A 19,220-nucleotide genomic window follows, 5' to 3' on the forward strand; every position below is an offset into this window, starting at 1 on the left:
CGGATAGGTTATGGGGGTTTGGGCCCGTTTTGGGTAGAACCCGGCCCCCTCAAACAAAGAGGCACATATCATGGCTTTCTTCGGAAAACGCAAGGAAAAACGCAAATTCACGCAGCAGAACCCGCTTTTCAAGCGTCGTAAGTTCTGCCGCTTCACCGCTGCCGGCGTGGAAGAGATCGACTACAAGGATCTGGACACCCTGCGCGACTTCGTGCAAGAAAACGGCAAGATCATCCCGGCTCGCCTGACCGGCACCAAGGCAATCTACCAGCGCCAGCTGGACACCGCCATCAAGCGCGCGCGCTTCCTGGCCCTGTTGCCTTACACCGACAACCACAACTAATCCGGGGCACTGAAAATGCAAGTTATTCTGCTCGAAAAAGTCGTCAACCTGGGTAACCTCGGCGAAGTCGTGCGCGTGCGTGATGGCTACGCCCGCAACTTCCTGATCCCCCAGCGCAAGGCCCGTCGCGCAACCGACGCCGCCCTGAAGGAATTCGAAGCGCGCCGCGCCGAACTGGAAAAGGCCCAGGCTGAAAAGCTGGCCGCCGCCCAGGCTCTGGGCGAGCGCCTTGCCGGCTTCCAGCTGAAGGTCTCCCAGAAGGCTGGCGTCGACGGCCGTCTGTTCGGTTCGGTCACCAACGCCGACATCGCCGAAGGTCTGAAGAAGGCCGGTTTCGAAGCCGTGGAAAAGGCGCAAGTCCGCCTGCCCAACGGCCAACTGAAGGCGATCGGCGAGTTCCCGATCCAGGTTGCCCTGCACGCCGACGTGCTGGTCGACGTGACGGTCCTGGTCGAAGGCGAACTGTCCTAAGCCGGTACCCGCAGTAAAAAGAAGCCGGCCCGCGCGCCGGCTTTTTTTCTTTTTGCCCCACGCGTATTGCGTGTAGTCTTCGGACTCCACGAGCCAGGCTCTGCGCCGCATTTTTCAGAGGACCTCTTGACTCAGCCCCCCGTTCACCACAACGCCCCTCCCGGCCTGCGAGCCTGGCTGGATAGCGTGGACGCGTCGCGTGAACCGTCGGTGCGGGATGTGACGATAGATGGCGTGCGCTGCATCATCAAACGCCGCCGTCCCAGTATCGGCCAGGGCCTGAGCTATGCGCTGCGCTATGTGCGTGCCCTGTTCCTGGGAGTGGTGTGCAAGATATTCCTGGGTGAGTTTCCGCGTCCAGGCGTGTTGCTGCGCAACGGCCTGGTGCATGAGTCGCAGCGCCTGGGGCAACTGCTGAAGGCAGGCTGCCGCGTGCCCGAGGTCTGGTGGCAGGAGCAGGGCCTGCTGGTGCTGGAATACGTGGGCGAGGATCTTGCCGACCTGATCCGCAACGAGGACACGACCTCCCGGCTGTGGCTGGCGCGCGCCGCCGCGGCCGATCTGGCCGCCTTCCATGCCCGCGGCATGTGGCATGGCGGCGCGCAGATCCGCAACATCACCTTGCAGGAAGGCGAGCTGTGGCGCATCGATTTCGAAGAGAACATCGGTTCGACCCTGTCGCGCCCCCTGGCCCAGGCCTATGACCTGTTCCAGATGCTGGCCTCTCTGGTGTCTTTGCGTAAATTGCCCGACGACGTTGCCCGCGTGCTGGGTAAACTGGCGCTCGAAGTCTATTTCGAGAGCAACCCCGATGCCGAGGTCCGAGCCCGCCTGACACGTCTGGCGCGTGTGCTCTGCGGCATCGCCGCGCCCCTGCGCGTGGTGCTGGGCCGCTTGCCCTCGCGCGATATCCAGGGATTCTTCCGCGTCGCGGACATCCTGCAGCCGTTACTATTGAAGTCATGAATACACCCGCCGATTCCCAGCTCGAATACCTGCGCGTTCCTCCCCATTCCATCGAGGCTGAACAGTCGGTTCTGGGCGGCCTGCTGCTGGATAACTCCGCCTGGGACCGCATCGCCGACGTGCTGGTGGAAGAAGACTTCTATCGCCACGACCACCGCCTGATCTGGCACCACATCGCCCGCCTCATCGGCCTGGCGCGTCCCGCGGACGTGATCACGGTCAATGAATCCCTGATCAGCGCGGGGAAGGCCGAAGACGCCGGCGGCCTGGCCTACCTGAATGCCCTGGCGCACAACACGCCGTCCGCCGCCAACATCCGGCGCTACGGCGAAATCGTGCGCGAGCGCGCCATGCTGCGCAAGCTGGTGTCGATCGCCGACGAGATTTCCTCGGCCGCCCTGAATCCGCAGGGCAAGGAAGCGCGCCAGCTGCTGGACGAGGCCGAGTCCAAGGTGTTCAAGATCGCCCAGGAAGGCGCGCGCGGCGCCGCCGGCTTCCAGGAGATCCAGCCCCTGCTCACGCAGGTGGTCGAACGCATCGACGAGCTCTATCACCGCGAGGGCAGCTCCGACGTGACGGGCGTGCCCACCGGTTTCACCGACCTGGACAAGATGACGTCCGGCATGCAGGGCGGCGACCTGATCATCGTGGCCGGCCGCCCGTCCATGGGCAAGACCTCGTTCTCCATGAACATCGGCGAACACGTGGCCATCGAGCAGGGCTTGCCGGTGGCGGTGTTCTCCATGGAAATGGGCGCCGTGCAATTGGCGATGCGTATGCTGGGCTCGGTCGGCCTGCTGGACCAGCACCGCATGCGTACCGGCAAGCTGATCGCCGACGACTGGCCGCGCGTGACGCACGCCGTGCAGCTGATGCAGGACGCCCAGGTCTATATCGACGAAACGCCCGCGCTCAGCCCGATGGAAGTGCGCGCGCGCACACGCCGCCTGGCGCGGCAATGCGGCCAGCTGGGCCTGATCATCATCGACTACCTGCAGCTCATGTCGGGCAACGGCTCGGGCGAAAACCGCGCCACCGAAGTGTCGGAAATCAGCCGCTCGCTCAAGGGGCTGGCCAAGGAACTCAACTGCCCGCTGATTGCGCTGTCGCAGCTGAACCGAAGCCTGGAACAACGCCCCAACAAGCGCCCCGTGATGAGCGACCTGCGCGAATCGGGCGCCATCGAACAGGACGCCGACGTGATCCTGTTCATCTACCGCGACGAGGTCTACAACCCTGACTCGCCGGACAAGGGCACCGCCGAGATCATCATCGGCAAGCAGCGTAACGGTCCCATCGGCACCGTGCGCCTGACCTTCCAGGGCTCCAGCACGCGCTTCCTGAACTTCTCGGGCGCGCAGCCGCGCGACATGTACTGAGCCGCTTCGGCCCAAGAAAAAACCGCGCCTCGGCGCGGTTTTTCATTGCGGCTGCGAACCTGTTTCAGGCTTCGGCCTCGGGGCGCTTGCCGAAGCGCGCGGCCAGCACGCCGCAGACCATCAGCTGGATCTGGTGGAACAGCATCAGCGGCAGCACGATCGCGCCCACGGCGTGGCCGGCGAACAGCACCTGGGCCATCGGAATGCCGCTGGCCAGGCTTTTCTTCGAACCGCAGAACAGCAGCGTGATGCGGTCCTCCACGTTGAAACCCAGCACCCGGCCGGCCAGGGCCGACAGGCCCAGCGCCAGCGCCAGGATGACGGCGCAAGCCACCACCAGGCCGGCCAGCGCGGGGATCGGGGTCGAACTCCACAGGCCTTCGTTGATGGCTTCCGAAAAGGCCGTGTAGACCACCAGCAGGATGGAGCCCTGGTCGACGAACTTCAGCATGGCCTTGCGCTTGTGCACCCAGGCGCCGATCCAGCGGCGGGCGAACTGGCCCAACACGAAGGGCAGCAGCAGCTGCAGCATGATCTTGCCGACGGCATCGAAGGAGATCGGCGCGCTGCCCGCGTTGGCGACCACCGTGCCCACCAGCAGCGGGGTGAGGAAGATGCCGAGCAGGCTGGAGGCGGAAGCGCTGCACACGGCCGCGGGCACGTTGCCGCGCGCCATCGAGGTGAAGGCGATGGCCGACTGCACGGTGGCGGGCAGGCAGCACAGGAACAGGATGCCCAGATAGAGTTCAGGCGTGACCAGCGGCTCCAGCACCGGCTTGAGCGCCAGGCCCAGCAGCGGGAACATCAGGAAGGTCGCGGAGAAGATCGTGAGGTGCAGCTTCCAGTGCGTCAGGCCGGCGATGATGGCCTCGCGCGACAGGCGCGCGCCGTGCAGGAAGAACAGCAGGCCGACCGCGATGTTGGTGATCCAGCCGAACACCACCACGCCTTGCCCGTGGGCGGGCACGATGCTGGCGATGATGACGGTGCAGATCAGGTAGAGGGTGAAGCGGTCGGGAAGAAGGCGGGCAAGGCGTGACATGGGGGATGGGGGAAGGGCGGACGAAAGGCGCCACGGGCGCCGTAAACGGGGCGTATTGTAGTCCCGGGAACGCCTTGCTTCCTGACAGCCAATTGTCAGCGCTGCTGGGCCGCGGCGCCGCGCTCAGGGCGTCATGGCCAGCGCCAGGTCGAAGGCGGCGACCAACGATGCGTGGTCCGCCAAGCCCTTGCCCGCGATATCGAAGGCGGTGCCGTGGTCCACGCTGGTGCGCACGAAAGGCAGGCCCACCGTCACGTTCACGCCATGGTCCAGGCCCAGGTACTTGACCGGTATCAGACCCTGGTCGTGGTACTGCGCCACGACGATGTCGAATTCGCCGCGCCGGGCGCGCATGAAGATCGTGTCGCCGGGCCAGGGGCCGCTGGCGTCCATGCCTTGCGCGCGGGCCGCGGCGATCGCGGGCTCGATGATGTCGACGTCTTCGCGGCCGAACTTGCCGCCTTCGCCGGCATGGGGATTCAGGCCCGCGACCGCGATGCGCGGCTGGGCGATGCCCATCTGGCGGCAGGCCTGGTCGGCCAGGCGCATGGCGGTCAGTTCGGCCTCTGGCGTGATGCGCGCGATCACGTCGGCCAGCGCCACGTGTATGGTCACCAGCAGCACGCGCAGTTCGTCGTTGGCCAGCATCATCGCGAAGTCGCGCGTGCCCGAGCGTTCCGCCAGGATCTCGGTGTGGCCGGGGTAATCGACGCCGCCGGCATGCATGGACTTCTTGTTCAGCGGCGCGGTGACGATGGCGCGGATGCGGCCGGCCTGCGCGTCGTCGATGGCGGCGCAGACGTAATCGTAGGCGCCACGTCCGGCCGCCGCGCTGATCTGCCCCAGGGGCAGGTCGGCGGGCAGCGCGGGGCTGCAGGCGATGACGTTGATGTGGTCCGCGCCCGGCGTTGCCTGGCCGACATCGGCGACCTCGACGATCTCCAGCCTGGCGCCCAGTTGGGCAGCGGCGCGGCGCAGCGCGCCTGCGTCGCCATACACCACACAAGGCGCATTCAGGCCTTGCGCGTAGGCCTTGACGACGATTTCGGGGCCGATGCCGGCGGCATCGCCCATGGTGATGCCCACGGGCAGGGAGGTCTTCACGGTACGCGGAGCTGAGGTTGCGTTCGGTTCATGCTACACCCGCAAGCGGGCGGGCCTCTGCCTTACTTCGAGGAATTCTTGGGCGGTTCGATGACGCCGCATTCGAAGGTCACGGTGGCGCGCTTGGGCCCCAGGCCGGTCGCGTGGTTGGACGTGATCTTGGGCTTGACCAGTTTGCGGTCGATCGACTGGCAATACTGTTCGGCTCGCAGCAGGGCCTGGTTCTTGATTTCCACCCAGGTCATCATCTGCGAGCCGGAGCTGTGGGTGACGCTGTAGGTGTCCTTGCCGACGGACGTGACCTCGCTCATGCTGGAACAGGCGCTCAGCAGGGCGAGCAATACGGCGGCGGGGGCAAGGCGTGCAAACATGAGGCGTCCTGAAATGGCGATTACCCCAATTACACCATCATTTCATGGCGCGGCCACGGCGCTGCGGCGGTCGACCTTGCGGCTCAGGACGATGGATGTCTGGGTCTGCTTGACCCCGTCGATGAGGCCGATGCGGTCCAGCAGCTCGTCGAGCTGTTCATGGGTTTCGCAGCGCAGGAAGATGAGGTAGTCGTAGGGGCCGCTGACCGAGGAGACCTCCTCGACCTCGGGCATCTTTTCCAGTTCGCGGATCACCGCGGCCGGGGTCTTGGGCAGCACGCTGATGAAGCAATAGGCGCGCACCGCCGCTTCTTCCAGCAGCCGCCCCAGGCGCACGCCGTAGCCTGCAACGATGTGCTCGCGCTCGAGCCGCGCGATGCGCGCCACCACGGTGGTGCGCGCCAGGCCGAGCTTGCGCGCCAGGATGGCGGCAGGTTCGCGCGCATTGGCTTGCAGCAGGCTGAGCAGTTGCCGGTCGATGGCGTCGAGTCGTTCGTTCATACGGTGATGGGCGGCATGTGGCGGGAGGGCGCGAGTGCCGACGGTACAGGCCGCGGCCCGCCCGCGTCAATGCGCGGCAGCGCGCGCACGGGATCTTGCGTCAGCCGTCCGATTCGGGTGGTATGCCGCCCTGATAGATGCGCCCGTCGAACTCGAAGCGCGTGATGGTCTTGCGCGCGGCATCGAAGATGCGGTCGCGGCTGGCGTCGTCCAGGCCGTCGTGGTCGGCGAAGCTGAAGCGGCATAGATCGATGTCGCTGTCATAGAAGGCCGAGTGCACGTAGCGGCTGACGTCGGCTTCGTGCGCGAAATGCGCGAACTCGCGCAACTGCTCCATTTCGTGGAAGGAGCCGTTGCGGCTGACCAGCAGCATGCCGAACTTGCGCTCTTCGTCCGCGACCGGTTCCGGCGCGGGCAGGGCGTCGGGGTGCCGCGTATCCTGGTAATCGAAGCGCGCGCCCAATTCGTGCATGGCGGCCAGCACGCGCTGCCATTGCGCTTCGTCCAGCGTGAGGCGCGCGGCCACGTAGAACAGGCGCTGGCGGCCCAGCGAACGCGGCTCGGAGCCGCCGATGAAACTGTGCCAAGGGATGGCTGCGTCCAGTCCGGCCAGCTCCGCCATGCGCGCGTCGCTGTATCCCAACCTGTCCTGCAGGCGCCGCACGGACTGGGCGTCAGGCGGGAGGTAGTTCTGGATCGTCTTCATGGGCGGCCTCCGGTTGCACCGGTTCGGTCGCGGGCGCGCAGCCCTGGAGACGGAGCCGGTGACGTGCGCCGCCGTGCCTCTGCGGCTACGCTTCATGCTAGCGCGGCGCGCGGGGCTTGCCTAGCATGGGCGGTGCGCGGCGCCATGCTAGGATTTGCGCCGACTTCAATGCCAGGAGGCTTACACAATGGACATCCAGGAACAAATCGCCGTCATCGTGCATACCATTTCGCATCAGGGCGGCCGCATCGACGCGCTGAATTCGACCGTGCTGTCGATGCTGCATCTGGCCAAGGCATCGCCCGGCCTGCGCGAAGCCATCGAGGCCCAGCTTGAGCAGAACTATTCCAGCCTGCTGGCCCGCTCCGAGAATCCGCAATACGTGGCCGGTTTCGAGAGCGTGCGCGACATGATCCTGGGCGCCCTGAAATAGGCTGCCGGGCTTGCCCCGGCTTGCGGGAGTTACCCACAACTTCTGTGGACAAGCCTTGGGATAGTGCGGGCATAGATGTTCATTTTCCTTTAATTACAAAGGCTTGCATGGCGCGGTCAAACCTGGCTCCAATTGCTCGCTGCGGCAGCGCCGCCTGCGCGCTGCCGCAGGTCATGCAAGCCGGGTAATATGCGGCCCCATGCGGAATCAGTATTCATTGGAATGCCGGGGCGGATCGATCGCGATGCGCGTCTCGGAAGCAGCAAAGCTGGCGGCGTTCGACCCCGGCAAACTCTCCCCCGAGGCGCGCCAGAGCTGGGAGCGCATGGGGCATGGCTTCAAGGCCTGGCACGACTTCGACCAGCGCCATCCCATCCTGCGCCGCCTGGCGCGCTTGCCCCTGCTGGGCCGTTGGTACCGCAATGCGCGGCGCCGCTACGTGCTGAGGGCCAGCGGCAAGCTGGTGGTCTGAAGCCCCGCGCCTACTTGCGGCGCTTGCCCAGCAGGTGATAGGCGAGCCAGATGGCCGCGCCGACCGCCAGGGCCACGGCCAGCTTGGTCTCGACGCCGTGCAGGCGTCCCAGCATGGATTCGATCGTCTGGCCGAACAGGTAGCCCAAGACGCTGAAGCACACGGCCCAGATAGCGGCGGCGATGGCGTTGAGCAGCAGGAAGCGCAGCGGCGGCACGTTCGATACGCCCAGGGCCACCGGCCCCACGGTGCGCAGGCCATACAGGAAACGCAGGCTCAGGATGAAGCCATGCGGATAGCGGTCCACCGCCGCCAAGGCCTTTTCGAAAGCGGGCTTCTCGCGGATGCGCCGGACATAGCGATGGTCGCGATAGCGGCGCCCCAGGAAGAACAGCGCCTGGTCCGCCAGGAATGATCCGGCGAACGCGCACAGCATGACATGGGGCAGGTGCAGCAGATGCTGGTGGGCCAGGAATCCGGCGAACACGACCACGCTTTCGCCTTCGAGCAGCGTGCCGCCGAACACTGCCCACAGGCCGTAATCGACGATGAACTGATGCAGGGCGGGATTCATCTGGGCCGCTCAGCCACGATGCGCGCCAGCGTCTGCAGGGCGGCGGTGATCTCGGGCGTGGTGCGTTGTCCGCAGCTGATGCGCAGGAAGTGGTTGTAGCGGGTGCCGTTGGAGAACATGGCGCCCGGCGCGACCCGTATGCCTTGGCGCAAGGCAGCCTCGAATACGTCCGTGCCGGAACGCCCGTCGGGCATTTCCACCCATAGCAGCATGCCGCCGTGCGGCATGCTTAGCCGGGTGCCCGGCGGGAAGTGCGCGGCGATGGTCTCGGCCGTCTGGTCGCGCTGCAGTTTCAGCTGGCGGCGCAGGCGCGACAGGTGGCGGTCGTAGGCGCGCGAGCCCATGAACTCGGCCACGGCGATCTGCGCCAGCGGCTCGTTGGGGCGGCTCTGGGCGAACTTCAGCATGGCGATGCGGGCCTTCCAGCGCCCGCCCAGCAGCCAACCCAGGCGCATGCCCGGCGCCAGCGTCTTGTGCATGGACGAGCAATAGATGACGTTGCCGGTTGCGTCCCAGGACTTGGCGGCAGCCAACGGCGTGTCGTCGTCGGTCAGCGCGCCATAGGTGTCGTCTTCTATCAGTGGCACCTGCTGGCGTTCGCACAGGGCGACCAGCCGCGCCTTTTCCGCGTCGGGCATGACGCAGCCCAGGGGGTTCTGGAAATTGGGCACCACCACCACGGCGCGGATGTTGCCGTGCGTCTGGAACGCCAGGTCCAGCGCTTCGATCGACAGGCCGTGCTGCGGACTGGTGGGGATCTCCAGCGCCCGCATGCCCAGGCTTTCCAGGATCTGCAGCAGGCCGAAGTAGGCGGGCGATTCGACCGCGATCGTGTCCCCGGGCCGGGCCACCGCGCGTAGCGCCAGGTTCAGCGCCTCGATGCAGCCATGCGTGACGATGACGTCGTCCGGCGTCGCGTTGATGCCGTTGGCCAGCGCCCGGCGGGCCAGCACGGTGCGCAGGTCCGGATGTCCTTGCGGCGGAACCGGGCTGACCAGCACCTGGGGCGACTGTCGCAGCGCGCGCATCATGGCTTGCTTCAGTTCCTCCAGCGGATAGGCTTCGGGCACGGCGGCGGCCAGCGCGAAATTGGCGCTGACCGGATGGGCTTCGCATTTGGCCACGAAGTCCGAGACCCGGTCGTGGATGCCCACGTATTGCGCCGCGCCCAGCGTCTGGCGGATATCCGGTTCATCCACGGGCGGGATGCTGTTGCGCCGGGGCTTGAGGACAAAGTAGCCCGAGCGGGGGCGCGCTTCGATCAGGCCGTCGTCTTCCAGTTGGCGGCAGGCCTGCAGCGCCGTGGACAGGCTGACGTGATGGGTGCGCACCAGGGTGCGGACCGAGGGCATGCGCTGGGCGGGCGCCAGCACGCCTGTCTGGATGGCGCGCCGGTAATGATTGGCCAGGCGTAGATAGAGCGGTTGTGGATCCATGCGCCGATCATGCTCCCCGAGGTTGGAATGAAGCTAGGCACAGATTCGAGCAAAGTACACCATAACAGCGTGGAAATCGAGTATCTGCATCGGTACAGAAACCCGCAGAGTGTGACTGTTGCGCATAGCAGGGCGGGCGTAGCCTGTGGTTGTCCGACAGGAGATGACGATGATTGCGACTTACGCCCCAGATGCCCAGGCCCGCCGCCTGGAACTTGCCGCCGGCGCCAGCCGGAAACTGGTCTTGCGCCCGGGCGCCACCCTCGTGTGCGTCAGCGGCAGCGTGCGGGTGGAAGAGTCCGCGAACGGCCCGGAAGCCGCGGGAGGATTGCCTCGTGCGGTGGCCGTGCGCATCAATGCGGGGGAGGGGCATGGTCTGGGCTACGGCAGCGTGGCGCATGTCACGGCCATCGGTCCCGCGGAGCTGATCTGCCTGGACAGGCCGGGCTATGCGCAGCGTGTTATTCAGGCCGCGGCCACCTTTTTTCAGCAAAATTTGGCCAGAAACCGAAAAAAATCCCTAGGTGCGCTGCACAAGATTTCAAAATGATGTATGATTCACACATCAGACGCGGGGTGGAGCAGTCTGGCAGCTCGTCGGGCTCATAACCCGAAGGTCGTAGGTTCAAATCCTGCCCCCGCAACCAGTTTCAAGCAGGACCCGGACAGCCCGGTGGCATGGCAAGAAATGCCGCACTGGATAGTCCCTTGCAGAAGAAAGCCGCGATACTCATCGCGGCTTTTTTTTCGCCTCGCGGCAAGATTTCCCCCAGCGCTTGCTCTGCGTCAAACCTTTGTTCCAGTCCGGACTTTCCCTGGTGTTCGCGGCCGCACAGGCCTCCAACCGTGCGCTACCATGGGTCACGCGCGCTAGGTTGCCGCACTCGAGGAGGGTCCATGGGAACAGCAAAATACGATCATCCCGGCTATGTCGCCGATACGGGCGCCGACGGCAAGTACCACGTGGGCATCTGGTGCCCCCACGGCTATCCCGCGCATATCCATATCGGCCGGCCGGCCGAACGCGGCGACCCGCAGGCAATGCTGCGTCTGCGTATCCCGGATGGGGTGTTCCAGTCCTTGCCCGACGATCCTGAAACGCTCTGCCGCCGCGCGCTGGGTCAGGCGCTGGACGCCGGTTTGCTGCCATCCGTCGCGGTGGACGGCGAGTACCAGGAGCTGCGTTTCCAGATCGACGCCGAGCCCTGGTCCGGCCCGATGCAGTCCGCCAACGCCTGAAGCCCGGGCGCGAGCCGCAGCTGAATGCCTGTCGGTTCGGGCTGAATTACCCACAGCTACTGTGGACAAGCCTTGGGATAGCCTCTGCGCATTTCGGGTTTTCCCTGTCGGAACAATGACTTGGCAGTGCCGGTCAATAAACGCCCCAGCGGGGCGTTTATTGCTTCCGACCGGCCCCGATTCGGCTATGCGACAATCTTTTCCCTTCCTGGCGCGTCCGCGTCTGTTCCGCCATTCCCTCCCGGTTCGTTCCCCCATGCTTAGTGCTACGCGTATCCATTCCTGCTGCCTGAAGGCGCCGGCGCCATGAGTCCGGCTGTTGCGCGCGCTGCCGTCATAGGCGGCGGTCCAGCCGGCCTGATGGCGGCCGAGCGCCTGAGCGCGCATGGCGTGCAGGTGGATGTGTTCGATGCGATGCCTTCGGTGGGCCGCAAGTTCCTGATGGCGGGCAGGGGCGGGCTGAATCTGACCCATAGCGAACCGGCCGCGCCGTTCCTCGCGCGCTACGGCGAGCGCGCGCCGAACGTGGCGCCTTGGTTGCGTGCGCTGGATGCCGATGGACTGCGCGAGTGGACGCACGGCCTGGGCATCCAGACCTTCGTGGGTTCGTCGGGCCGGGTGTTTCCCCAGGAAATGAAGGCGGCGCCCCTGTTGCGGGCCTGGCTGGCCAGGCTGCGCGCCAGCGGCGTGCGCCTGCACATGCGGCACCGCTGGCTGGGTTGGCCGGCGGGTTCGCAGCCGGGCGCGGGAGCGCTGCGCTTTCACACGCCCGAGGGCGAACGGCTCCATGCGGCCGACGCCGTGGTGCTGGCGCTGGGCGGAGGCAGCTGGGCCAAGCTTGGATCGGACGGCGCCTGGGTCGACGGCCTGCAAGCGCATGGCGTCGCCGTCGCGCCGCTGCGTCCGGCAAATTGCGGATTCGACGTGGTGTGGTCGGATCATTTCCGCGAGCGCTACGCCGGGCAGCCCGTGAAGTCCGTGGCCATGGCCTGCGAGACCGCGGCCGGCAGGACGCCCGCCAGGCAGGGGGAGTTCGTCGTGTCGGAAACCGGCATAGAAGGCAGCCTGGTCTACGCCTTGTCCGCGCCGCTGCGCGACCGGATCGACAGCCAGGGGCATGCCATCGCGCTGCTGGATCTGGCCCCGGATTGGTCGCAGGAAAAAGTGATGGCGGCCGTGACCCATCCGCGCGGCTCGCGTTCGATGTCGAGCCATCTGCAGAGCCGGCTGGGTCTGACCGGGGTCAAGGCGGGGCTGCTGCGGGAATGCGCGACGGCCGAGGACTTCCGCGACCCGGAGCATCTGGGTCTGCGCATCAAGGCCTTGCCGTTGCGCCTGATTCGAGCGCGGCCCATGGACGAGGCTATCAGCACGGCCGGCGGCGTGTCGTTCGACTCATTGGATTCGGGCCTGATGCTGCGCGGCGTGGCTGGTGTGTTCTGCGCGGGGGAAATGCTGGACTGGGAGGCGCCAACGGGCGGCTATCTGCTGACGGCGTGCATGGCGAGCGGCGTGATTGCCGCGGCCGGAGTGCTGGAATTCCTGAGGTCCACCGGGCGAGTGCCGGTGGATGCCTGAAGCCGCGCGGCTTCAGGATCCCGACGTGTAGGGCGCCAGGCCTAGCGGCGCTCGCGGCGCCAGATCGCCGACCACATGGCCCACCACGGGCTCGCCCCCATCCGGTTGCGTGACGATGCCGATGACGCGGGTAATGGCGCTGGCAGGAATGTCCGTGCCGTGCGCGGGATCCTGCACCAGTTGCCAGATGGTGGCTTCGTCGGGGATTGCGTTCTGCTCGGTCAGGTCGGAGTTGTCCAGGCAACTGCGGGCAAAGGCGGACCAGTCCGACGCGTTGCAGGGCAAACCATGAGCGGTGGCCAGACGGGCCAGGGCCAGGGGCGCATCGGCCTGGCTGGCGGCATGCTGGGCGGCGGCTCCCAGGGAGACATCCAGCGACAGCAAGCGCAGGAACTCTACGACGTTGTCGGCATTCTTCATAGTGCGGTCTCCTGCGGTGACTGTTCTGGTTATGGCCCTGAGCCTGCTGCCAAGCCGGGCGGTGCTTCAGGCTGGGCCTTGGCCCAGCATCGATACCAATGACTGTTTCAGGCGTGCCGAAAAAATGGGTACCGTATGGGATACCCCATCGCGGTCCACGCCCTCTTTGAGTTCGACCGATTGGCCGAGAAAAATATCCGGCGCGGCGCCGATTTCGTTGTAGCGAGCCAGCAATTCGTTCACGTTCTGCTGCGCGTCGGCCAGCGTGCTGCTTTCAGCCAGCTTGCCGGCGGTATGCGCCTGCAAAATGCGATGGAGATCGTCGATGAAGAGCGCCAAGGCTGCCTGGCCGCGGCATTGCGGCTGTTCCCAGCCCCAGCCCTGGTGGGCCGAGCCGGCGTTTTGCGATGCGTGTTTCTTGGTCATGTCCGCATCCTAATCGATTGGCGGCAATTGCGCGACAGGCGAACGCAAGCCTTTTCAACGCTGTTTGATACTTGTTCCGGGCCTTGGGACGGGCCTGCCGGGGTGCATCCAGCCAATGCCCAAATGAGGGGCTTTGGGGTATGCTGGCTTCACTTTCCAAGCCCAGACAGGAGATGTCTATGAAGAACAAAGTCTTTCTCGCCATGTTGCTTTCGATCGCCGCGCTCTCGGCGGGTTGCAACACCGTCGCGGGGGCAGGCAAGGACATCCAGCGGGGCGGCGAGAAGATCGAGGGCGCTGCCACCAAGTAGCCCCCTTGTTCCATATGCCGTAATCCCGGCTCAAAAGCCGCGAGACATGCCCAGGCATCCCTCTCGCGGCTTTTTTGTTGATGCGCGGGCAGGGGAGGCAGCAAGCGAGTGCGGCGTGGGCTCGCTTCTCTCGCTGGCATAATTCGGGGAGTTGAATTCGATCGTGGGAAGTGTCATGCGCAAGTCTTTGTGGGTGGGAATGGCGTTCGCGGCCCTGTTGGCCGGCTGCGCGAGCAAAGGGGTCTACGAGTCCGATGCCGTCGTGACCGAGACCTTTACGGTCAATACCAACTATGAAGCGGCTTTCCGCCGGGCCGGCGAGTACGTGCGAACCTGCCATATACAAGTGCAGCACGCCTACAACGTCGCCTATGCCTGGCGCCACGTGAAGGGCGAAAAGGGCGCGCCGGACGAAGTGCAGCTCTATAAGGTGACGGAGCCCGCCAAGGTGCTGGAACTGATTGCCGCTGAAAGCGCCAGTCCGTCGACGTCCAAGGTGACCATCACGGTGCTGGGCGAAGGGCGTTGGGACGCGGCCGAAATCGCTGCCGCCCGCGCTTCCATCCAGAGCGCCACGCCGGTTTGCCGCAAGGGCGGCGAAGGCTGATCCATGGACGCCCGCGCCCAGCAGATCCGCGCCAGCGGCCTGTCGTTCTCGCTGCTGGCGGGGGCGTTCCGCTTCCTGGGTTGGCTCAATGGCGGCGCGGCGCTGGTCCTGACGGGTTTTTCCCTGGGCGTGGTGGGCGGCGAGATCGCCGCGCCGGATCTGCAATTGCCGCTGGCCCTGCTGCTGGGCGGCCTGCTGGCCGCTTGCCTGGGAATACTGTTTGCCTACCTGGCGCAGGTCAGCCTGTTGCGCCAGGGATACACCGGGCATCTGACGCGCGCCCATTGGCCCGCGCAGCTCCTGGCCATGTTTTGCTATCTGATCAGCGCGCTCGCCTTCTGCGCCGCCTGCTGGCTGGCGGCTGGACAGGCGATCACGGATGCACCCCAGACGACAACGGCCTATGCCAGGCGGTAGTTGCGGGTAAACCCGTGTGCGCAAAAGTGTTGGACTTGAATTTACGTTGAGAATAATATGCGCACTGCGTATATAAATCTCCTGTTCGGGGCCCCGCCATGACCATCTCCCAGCAAGCCTTCCTGCGCGACGCCATGCGGCGCCTGAATCTCACCCGCGACGTGTTCGCGACCCGCATCGGCGTCAAGCGCCGTGCGCTCGACACCTGGCTGCTGCCCGAGGGCTCGCAGGAATTCCGCGCCATGCCGGAAGTGGTGCAGCGCTTCGTCAGCGAAATCGTGCAGAACGGGGTGTTGCTGGAAAAATATACGCAAAGCGTACAAGAAGGTCCGCTGCGTGACCGCATCTCGGTGGAAGGCAAGCCCCAGCTGCTGTCGGTGGACCAGTTCACGCGCGAATCGGTCGAGGACCTGTTCCGCGTGGCCGACATGATGCAGCCCATCGCCCGCCGCCAAAAGGTGTCCCGCGTGCTGGAAGGCGCGGTGCTGGGCAACCTGTTCTTCGAAGCCAGCACCCGTACCCGCGTCAGCTTCGGCTCCGCATTCTGCCGCCTGGGCGGCTCGGTCTGCGACACCACCGGCTTCACGTTCTCGTCCATGGCCAAGGGCGAATCGATCTACGACACCAGCCGCGTCATGAGCGGCTACGTCGACGCCATGGTCATCCGCCATCCGGACCAGGGTTCGGTTGCGGAATTCGCGCGAGCCACCAACATCCCCGTGGTCAACGGCGGCGACGGTCCGGGCGAACACCCCAGCCAGGCCCTGCTGGACCTGTACACGATCCTGACCGAGTTCTCGCGCCTGGGCAAACTGCTGGACGGCGCGCATATCGCCATGGTCGGCGACCTGAAGTACGGCCGCACCGTGCACTCGCTCATCAAACTGATGGCGCTGTACAAGAACGTCAAGTTCTCGCTGGTGTCGCCCAAGGGCCTGGAGATGCCGTCCTACATCATCGAGCAGGCCAGCCGCAACGGCAACATCATCGAGCAGAAGACCACGCTGGCCGAAGGCCTGGCGGGCGCGGACGTGATCTACGCCACGCGCGTGCAGAAAGAGCGCTTCGCCAATGAAGAGAACGAAGGCTACACGCCGGACTTCCAGATCAGCCGTGCCATCATCGACGCCTACTGCGGCCCCGATACCATCGTGATGCACCCGCTGCCGCGCGACAGCCGCCCGGGCGCCAACGATCTGAGCGTGGACCTCAACCACGATCCGCGGCTGGCCATCTTCCGCCAGACCGACAACGGTATCCCCATCCGCATGGCGATCTTCGCGGTGCTGCTGGGCGTCGAAGGCCTGGTGCAGCATTCCTTGCGCGACGTGACCTGGCAACATCCGTCCCACGTCGGCCCGGACGATTCCGCGTTCCACGGGCTCGAATAAGCGCGCCCCGCTGGGCCGAATATCCCTAGGGCACCGGGCCCTGGGGCGGCCCGGCCCGGTGATTTCAAGCATAATCCGCGCTGGTTTTTCCTGTCGCGTGTCGTTTCCGGACACGCCGAGGAACCTCAGGGCGGATTATCTATGTCTTCTAGCAGTCTCGACGTCCCATTACTTCCGGAGCCGCACACCGGCGCATCCGGCCAGGCGTGCTACCTGAGCGCGTCCAATGAGCAGGCCTGGGTAGCGGTGTACCAGTCGGTCGACGCCTACACGCGCGGGCAGGTTGCCGCCGTGGTCGGCGACAGCCTTTCGGAACTGGTCGACGCCTTTTATTCCACGCTGTTGGCCGATGACGAGGCTGGCCCGCGCCTGTCCCATGAAATCGTGTCCAGCCGCCTGCACGCGGGCATGACGCGCTGGCTCAAGGGGCTGCTGTGCGTGCGCGAACAGGGCGACGTCGGCGTGCTGATGGCCACGCAGAAAAAAGTGGGCGAAGTGCACGCCCGCGTCCACATCCCCATTCATCTGGTGATGGCCGGCGCCCGCATCCTGAAGAACGAGATCGCGCTGCGCCTGCGCGCCAGCGACCTGGACGGCATGGCCGCGTCGGTCGCGACCCAATACGTCTGTAATCTGTTCGACCTGGCTGTCGAGCAGATGAGCCGCGCCTTCATGCGCGATATCAGCCGCGGCGCCCGCAACGACGAGGCCTACCGGCTGTTCGCGCTGGGGCAGAACATTTCCACCGAGCGCGAGCGCCAGCGCGCCGCCCTGCTGGAATGGAGCCAGGCGGTGCTGATCGGCCTGCATTACCGTGCGCCCGGGCAAAGCTTGCCGCGGCTGGCGGCTTCGGAATTCGGGCTGTGGCTGCAGCACAAGGGCGGGGCGATGTTCGAAAGCGCGCCGGGCCTGCAGCAGATCACGGACGCCGTTGCGCAACTGGACGGAGTGGTGCTGCCCCGATTGATGCGGGGCGAGGAGCCGGGGCAGGCTTCGGCCATGCCCGACCATGTGCGTGAGCTGCAGGAACTGGTGGCGCGCATCAAGCACCTGCTCAACGGCCTGTTCGACATGGTGGCCGAGATCGAGAGCGGCAGCGATCCGCTGACCAATGTGCTGAACCGGCGCTTCCTGCCCTCGGTGGTCGGGCGTGAAATTTCGATTGCGCGGCGCCAGCGCAGCGCATTCTCCGTGCTGCTGCTGGACATCGATCATTTCAAGGCCATCAACGACCAGCACGGCCATTCCGGCGGCGACCAGGTGCTGCGCCAGTTTGCCGAGGTCCTGCACCAATCGTGCCGTTCCAGCGATTTCGTGTTCCGCTATGGCGGCGAGGAATTCCTGGTGGTGCTGGTGGACACCGCGAGCGAGGCCGCGCTGGCCACGGCCGAGAAGCTGGGCGCGGAAATCCGCCGCCATGTCTTCAGCATTCCCGAGGCCGGTCCGCTGCACATCACGGCCAGCATCGGCGTGGCGACCTTCGACGGCCACCCGGACTATGCCTATCTGATCGACCGCGCGGACAAGGCGCTCTACCAGGCTAAGCAGGCCGGCCGCGACCGCGCGGTGACGGCCTGAGGCCAGGCCCGCTCGCGCATGAAAAAGGCCGCCCGGTCATGGGCGGCCCGCGGTTTGCCCGTGGCGCCAAGGCGCCCGTGGCTTAGACCTTCTTTTCGCCGCCCAGCGCGTCGACCAGTTCGGCCATCATCTTGGCCAGTTCGCCCGTCATCAGCATCATGTCGGAATCGAACTTTTCGTCGTCGTTGGCGGCCACGCCTTCGTTGCCTTCCTTCAGCACGTCCAGGGGCGCGACGCGCTTGACGTCCAGGCCTTCGGTCAGCACGAACGAAATGCGGTCGGCCCAGGTCATGGCCAGGCGGGTGCACTGCTTGCCCGACTGGATGTGGCGGCGCACATCGTCGGCGTCGATCGAGTGCTTGACGTAGCGGATGGCCGCGCCGCTTTCACCCGAGGAACGCAGCTCGGTGTCCTGGTCGATCGAGAAGTTGGCCGGAGCCTCGTCCTCGGCCAGCCAGCCGGTCATGGCCGAGGCTGGAGACTGCGCCACGTACAGGTTCTCGAGCGGGAAGGGGTCCACGCACTTGGCCAACAGGCCGATGACTTCATCGGCCTTGGCCGAGGCGGCGGCGTCGATGACCAGCCAATGGTTTTGCGGGTCGATCCAGACGCGGGTGTCGCGGTATACGCTAAAGGCGCGCGGCAGGAGTTCGTCGGTGACGCGCTCCTTGATTTCCTTCATCTGCTTGCGGCCCGGCTTGTAGCCTTGCTGCTCTTCGATTTCCTGGGCGCGGGCCTTGGCAACCTGGTTTACCACGGTGCCCGGCAGGAGCTTCTTTTCGGCGCGCAGGCTCAGCAGGATCTGGCCATTGACCACATGAGCCAGGCCGCCGTTTTCACGCGGAGGCACCCAGCCCAGGCTTTGCATTTCGAGGTTGTTGCCGCTTTGGTAGGCATGCCGCGCGAGCGTTTCTTCAAGCTGGTCGCCGACCAGCGTCCACGGCGAGGAGAGGCGATAAATCTTGAGATTCTTGAACCACATGAGCGTCGGCCAAAAGGGTTGATTCTATACGACCCGGCCGCTTTGCCGAAGTGCGGCAATACCGCAGCGTGATGCGACACCTTCTGTCACTGACAGCGGCGGGCCGATGCGCTAATGTCCGCGCAGCAAGTCGAACTGGAGATAAAAAATGAAGATCATCGGCGCCATTCTGATCGTCCTGGGCATCGCCGCCCTGGCCTACAAGGGCTTCAATTACAAGTCCGAGGAGACCGTGCTGCAGATCGGTTCGGTGAAGGCCACCGCCGAGACCGAGAAATCGGTGGCGATCCCGGCCTGGGCCGGCATTGCGGCCATCGTGGCGGGGGTGGTGGCCATCGGCGTGGGCATGCGCCGCTGATTGCGGGCGGCTGCGGCCGCCTTCTGCAGGATCCAGCCATGGCGACCGCGCGGTCGCCATTTTTGCGTGCGCCGGTACAAAAAAAGCGGCCCGGCTCATTAAGGGCCGGGCCGGT

At 65.6% G+C, this 19,220-nt stretch carries 25 protein-coding genes and 1 tRNA gene; 16 read left to right on the top strand and 10 right to left on the bottom strand.

What is annotated here, in order from left to right; translation table 11 throughout:
• Positions 1–70 precede the first annotated feature (70 nt).
• From rpsR to BRO63_RS08485, 4 genes are all read left to right on the top strand, one after another.
• Positions 71–343 (top strand): 30S ribosomal protein S18, encoded by a 273-nt coding sequence (rpsR, locus tag BRO63_RS08470; protein WP_006218308.1) that lies wholly within the window; start codon positions 71–73, stop codon positions 341–343.
• A 15-nt stretch (positions 344–358) separates the two neighbouring features.
• Entirely contained in the window at positions 359–814 is a 456-nt protein-coding gene (rplI, locus tag BRO63_RS08475) for a 50S ribosomal protein L9 (RefSeq protein ID WP_088139293.1), read from the top strand.
• A gap of 126 nt (positions 815–940) precedes the next feature.
• Positions 941–1,780 carry a hypothetical protein gene (locus BRO63_RS08480; protein ID WP_088139294.1) on the top strand — a complete coding sequence of 280 codons (840 nt, stop codon included), beginning with the start codon at positions 941–943 and terminating at the stop codon, positions 1,778–1,780.
• Positions 1,777–3,159: a replicative DNA helicase gene (locus BRO63_RS08485; protein WP_088139295.1), complete on the top strand. Its 1,383-nt coding sequence runs from the start codon at positions 1,777–1,779 to the stop codon at positions 3,157–3,159. Before BRO63_RS08480 ends, BRO63_RS08485 begins: the two co-directional genes overlap by 4 nt.
• Before the next feature lie 64 nt (positions 3,160–3,223).
• On the opposite strand, the gene BRO63_RS08490 is transcribed toward BRO63_RS08485, so the two are convergent.
• The 5 genes from BRO63_RS08490 to BRO63_RS08510 form a co-directional block, all read right to left on the bottom strand.
• Positions 3,224–4,201, bottom strand: coding sequence for a bile acid:sodium symporter family protein (locus BRO63_RS08490; protein WP_088139296.1), 978 nt, complete (start codon positions 4,199–4,201; stop codon positions 3,224–3,226).
• A gap of 123 nt (positions 4,202–4,324) precedes the next feature.
• Positions 4,325–5,305, bottom strand: a complete 981-nt coding sequence (gene pdxA, locus BRO63_RS08495) for a 4-hydroxythreonine-4-phosphate dehydrogenase PdxA (protein WP_088139297.1) — start codon at positions 5,303–5,305, stop codon at positions 4,325–4,327.
• A 62-nt stretch (positions 5,306–5,367) separates the two neighbouring features.
• Positions 5,368–5,676, bottom strand: coding sequence for a hypothetical protein (locus BRO63_RS08500; protein ID WP_088139298.1), 309 nt, complete (start codon positions 5,674–5,676; stop codon positions 5,368–5,370).
• A 42-nt stretch (positions 5,677–5,718) separates the two neighbouring features.
• A complete protein-coding gene (locus BRO63_RS08505) occupies positions 5,719–6,177 on the bottom strand; it encodes an Lrp/AsnC family transcriptional regulator (RefSeq protein WP_088139299.1) in 459 nt (152 codons plus the stop codon).
• Between the two features lie 100 nt (positions 6,178–6,277).
• Positions 6,278–6,883: a hypothetical protein gene (locus BRO63_RS08510; protein ID WP_088139300.1), complete on the bottom strand. Its 606-nt coding sequence runs from the start codon at positions 6,881–6,883 to the stop codon at positions 6,278–6,280.
• A 187-nt stretch (positions 6,884–7,070) separates the two neighbouring features.
• Between BRO63_RS08510 and BRO63_RS08515 the strand changes: the two genes are divergently transcribed.
• Complete coding sequence (locus BRO63_RS08515) at positions 7,071–7,316, top strand: hypothetical protein (protein WP_054451036.1); 246 nt, start codon at positions 7,071–7,073, stop codon at positions 7,314–7,316.
• 244 nt (positions 7,317–7,560) lie between these two features.
• Positions 7,561–7,788: a hypothetical protein gene (locus tag BRO63_RS08520; RefSeq protein ID WP_254241903.1), complete on the top strand. Its 228-nt coding sequence runs from the start codon at positions 7,561–7,563 to the stop codon at positions 7,786–7,788.
• Between the two features lie 10 nt (positions 7,789–7,798).
• On the opposite strand, the gene BRO63_RS08525 is transcribed toward BRO63_RS08520, so the two are convergent.
• Both BRO63_RS08525 and BRO63_RS08530 read right to left on the bottom strand, forming a co-directional pair.
• A complete protein-coding gene (locus tag BRO63_RS08525) occupies positions 7,799–8,362 on the bottom strand; it encodes a DedA family protein (RefSeq protein ID WP_088139302.1) in 564 nt (187 codons plus the stop codon).
• Positions 8,359–9,798: an aminotransferase-like domain-containing protein gene (locus BRO63_RS08530; protein ID WP_088139303.1), complete on the bottom strand. Its 1,440-nt coding sequence runs from the start codon at positions 9,796–9,798 to the stop codon at positions 8,359–8,361. Before BRO63_RS08530 ends, BRO63_RS08525 begins: the two co-directional genes overlap by 4 nt.
• Before the next feature lie 169 nt (positions 9,799–9,967).
• On the opposite strand from BRO63_RS08530, the gene BRO63_RS08535 reads away from it, so the two are divergent.
• The 4 genes from BRO63_RS08535 (at position 9,968) to BRO63_RS08550 (ending at position 12,615) form a co-directional block, all read left to right on the top strand.
• A complete protein-coding gene (locus BRO63_RS08535) occupies positions 9,968–10,348 on the top strand; it encodes a hypothetical protein (RefSeq protein WP_088139304.1) in 381 nt (126 codons plus the stop codon).
• A 20-nt stretch (positions 10,349–10,368) separates the two neighbouring features.
• Positions 10,369–10,445, top strand: a tRNA-Met gene (locus tag BRO63_RS08540).
• Between the two features lie 250 nt (positions 10,446–10,695).
• Positions 10,696–11,037 (top strand): hypothetical protein, encoded by a 342-nt coding sequence (locus BRO63_RS08545; protein ID WP_088139305.1) that lies wholly within the window; start codon positions 10,696–10,698, stop codon positions 11,035–11,037.
• A gap of 306 nt (positions 11,038–11,343) precedes the next feature.
• Positions 11,344–12,615: a TIGR03862 family flavoprotein gene (locus tag BRO63_RS08550; RefSeq protein ID WP_088139306.1), complete on the top strand. Its 1,272-nt coding sequence runs from the start codon at positions 11,344–11,346 to the stop codon at positions 12,613–12,615.
• A gap of 12 nt (positions 12,616–12,627) precedes the next feature.
• On the opposite strand, the gene BRO63_RS08555 is transcribed toward BRO63_RS08550, so the two are convergent.
• Both BRO63_RS08555 and BRO63_RS08560 read right to left on the bottom strand, forming a co-directional pair.
• Positions 12,628–13,035: a hypothetical protein gene (locus BRO63_RS08555; RefSeq protein WP_088139307.1), complete on the bottom strand. Its 408-nt coding sequence runs from the start codon at positions 13,033–13,035 to the stop codon at positions 12,628–12,630.
• A 66-nt stretch (positions 13,036–13,101) separates the two neighbouring features.
• Positions 13,102–13,461 (bottom strand): hypothetical protein, encoded by a 360-nt coding sequence (locus tag BRO63_RS08560; protein WP_013392525.1) that lies wholly within the window; start codon positions 13,459–13,461, stop codon positions 13,102–13,104.
• A 179-nt stretch (positions 13,462–13,640) separates the two neighbouring features.
• Here BRO63_RS08560 and BRO63_RS08565 point away from each other — a divergent pair, with 179 nt between their 5' ends.
• The 5 genes from BRO63_RS08565 to BRO63_RS08585 all read left to right on the top strand — a co-directional run bounded on the left by BRO63_RS08565 (position 13,641) and on the right by BRO63_RS08585 (position 17,765).
• Positions 13,641–13,772, top strand: coding sequence for an entericidin A/B family lipoprotein (locus BRO63_RS08565; protein WP_088139308.1), 132 nt, complete (start codon positions 13,641–13,643; stop codon positions 13,770–13,772).
• Between the two features lie 175 nt (positions 13,773–13,947).
• The gene (locus BRO63_RS08570) at positions 13,948–14,379 is read left to right on the top strand and encodes a BPTD_2524 family lipoprotein (RefSeq protein WP_088139309.1); all 432 of its coding nucleotides are present in this window, start codon (positions 13,948–13,950) and stop codon (positions 14,377–14,379) included.
• Between the two features lie 3 nt (positions 14,380–14,382).
• Positions 14,383–14,796, top strand: coding sequence for a hypothetical protein (locus tag BRO63_RS08575; protein ID WP_088139310.1), 414 nt, complete (start codon positions 14,383–14,385; stop codon positions 14,794–14,796).
• 98 nt (positions 14,797–14,894) lie between these two features.
• Complete coding sequence (locus BRO63_RS08580; RefSeq protein ID WP_088139311.1) at positions 14,895–16,187, top strand: aspartate carbamoyltransferase; 1,293 nt, start codon at positions 14,895–14,897, stop codon at positions 16,185–16,187.
• 141 nt (positions 16,188–16,328) lie between these two features.
• Positions 16,329–17,765: a diguanylate cyclase gene (locus BRO63_RS08585; protein WP_088139312.1), complete on the top strand. Its 1,437-nt coding sequence runs from the start codon at positions 16,329–16,331 to the stop codon at positions 17,763–17,765.
• Between the two features lie 82 nt (positions 17,766–17,847).
• On the opposite strand, the gene BRO63_RS08590 is transcribed toward BRO63_RS08585, so the two are convergent.
• Positions 17,848–18,747: a recombination-associated protein RdgC gene (locus tag BRO63_RS08590; protein WP_054451049.1), complete on the bottom strand. Its 900-nt coding sequence runs from the start codon at positions 18,745–18,747 to the stop codon at positions 17,848–17,850.
• 148 nt (positions 18,748–18,895) lie between these two features.
• On the opposite strand from BRO63_RS08590, the gene BRO63_RS08595 reads away from it, so the two are divergent.
• Positions 18,896–19,105, top strand: a complete 210-nt coding sequence (locus BRO63_RS08595; RefSeq protein WP_059379226.1) for a hypothetical protein — start codon at positions 18,896–18,898, stop codon at positions 19,103–19,105.
• Positions 19,106–19,220 lie beyond the last annotated feature (115 nt).

It is taken from the genome of Achromobacter xylosoxidans (genome assembly GCF_002192695.1).
In the GTDB taxonomy this organism is placed as follows: domain Bacteria; phylum Pseudomonadota; class Gammaproteobacteria; order Burkholderiales; family Burkholderiaceae_B; genus Achromobacter; species Achromobacter xylosoxidans_C.

What these genes read in the sequence shown, in the direction of transcription:
- rpsR (WP_006218308.1), top strand. Translation starts at nt 71, where the DNA reads ATGGCTTTCTTCGGAAAACGCAAGGAAAAACGCAAATTCACGCAGCAG.
- rplI (WP_088139293.1), top strand. Translation starts at nt 359, where the DNA reads ATGCAAGTTATTCTGCTCGAAAAAGTCGTCAACCTGGGTAACCTCGGC.
- BRO63_RS08485 (WP_088139295.1), top strand. Translation starts at nt 1,777, where the DNA reads ATGAATACACCCGCCGATTCCCAGCTCGAATACCTGCGCGTTCCTCCC.
- BRO63_RS08490 (WP_088139296.1), bottom strand. Translation starts at nt 4,201, where the DNA reads ATGTCACGCCTTGCCCGCCTTCTTCCCGACCGCTTCACCCTCTACCTG.
- BRO63_RS08500 (WP_088139298.1), bottom strand. Translation starts at nt 5,676, where the DNA reads ATGTTTGCACGCCTTGCCCCCGCCGCCGTATTGCTCGCCCTGCTGAGC.
- BRO63_RS08505 (WP_088139299.1), bottom strand. Translation starts at nt 6,177, where the DNA reads ATGAACGAACGACTCGACGCCATCGACCGGCAACTGCTCAGCCTGCTG.
- BRO63_RS08510 (WP_088139300.1), bottom strand. Translation starts at nt 6,883, where the DNA reads ATGAAGACGATCCAGAACTACCTCCCGCCTGACGCCCAGTCCGTGCGG.
- BRO63_RS08515 (WP_054451036.1), top strand. Translation starts at nt 7,071, where the DNA reads ATGGACATCCAGGAACAAATCGCCGTCATCGTGCATACCATTTCGCAT.
- BRO63_RS08520 (WP_254241903.1), top strand. Translation starts at nt 7,561, where the DNA reads ATGCGCGTCTCGGAAGCAGCAAAGCTGGCGGCGTTCGACCCCGGCAAA.
- BRO63_RS08525 (WP_088139302.1), bottom strand. Translation starts at nt 8,362, where the DNA reads ATGAATCCCGCCCTGCATCAGTTCATCGTCGATTACGGCCTGTGGGCA.
- BRO63_RS08530 (WP_088139303.1), bottom strand. Translation starts at nt 9,798, where the DNA reads ATGGATCCACAACCGCTCTATCTACGCCTGGCCAATCATTACCGGCGC.
- BRO63_RS08535 (WP_088139304.1), top strand. Translation starts at nt 9,968, where the DNA reads ATGATTGCGACTTACGCCCCAGATGCCCAGGCCCGCCGCCTGGAACTT.
- BRO63_RS08545 (WP_088139305.1), top strand. Translation starts at nt 10,696, where the DNA reads ATGGGAACAGCAAAATACGATCATCCCGGCTATGTCGCCGATACGGGC.
- BRO63_RS08550 (WP_088139306.1), top strand. Translation starts at nt 11,344, where the DNA reads ATGAGTCCGGCTGTTGCGCGCGCTGCCGTCATAGGCGGCGGTCCAGCC.
- BRO63_RS08555 (WP_088139307.1), bottom strand. Translation starts at nt 13,035, where the DNA reads ATGAAGAATGCCGACAACGTCGTAGAGTTCCTGCGCTTGCTGTCGCTG.
- BRO63_RS08560 (WP_013392525.1), bottom strand. Translation starts at nt 13,461, where the DNA reads ATGACCAAGAAACACGCATCGCAAAACGCCGGCTCGGCCCACCAGGGC.
- BRO63_RS08565 (WP_088139308.1), top strand. Translation starts at nt 13,641, where the DNA reads ATGAAGAACAAAGTCTTTCTCGCCATGTTGCTTTCGATCGCCGCGCTC.
- BRO63_RS08570 (WP_088139309.1), top strand. Translation starts at nt 13,948, where the DNA reads ATGCGCAAGTCTTTGTGGGTGGGAATGGCGTTCGCGGCCCTGTTGGCC.
- BRO63_RS08575 (WP_088139310.1), top strand. Translation starts at nt 14,383, where the DNA reads ATGGACGCCCGCGCCCAGCAGATCCGCGCCAGCGGCCTGTCGTTCTCG.
- BRO63_RS08580 (WP_088139311.1), top strand. Translation starts at nt 14,895, where the DNA reads ATGACCATCTCCCAGCAAGCCTTCCTGCGCGACGCCATGCGGCGCCTG.
- BRO63_RS08585 (WP_088139312.1), top strand. Translation starts at nt 16,329, where the DNA reads ATGTCTTCTAGCAGTCTCGACGTCCCATTACTTCCGGAGCCGCACACC.
- BRO63_RS08590 (WP_054451049.1), bottom strand. Translation starts at nt 18,747, where the DNA reads ATGTGGTTCAAGAATCTCAAGATTTATCGCCTCTCCTCGCCGTGGACG.
- BRO63_RS08595 (WP_059379226.1), top strand. Translation starts at nt 18,896, where the DNA reads ATGAAGATCATCGGCGCCATTCTGATCGTCCTGGGCATCGCCGCCCTG.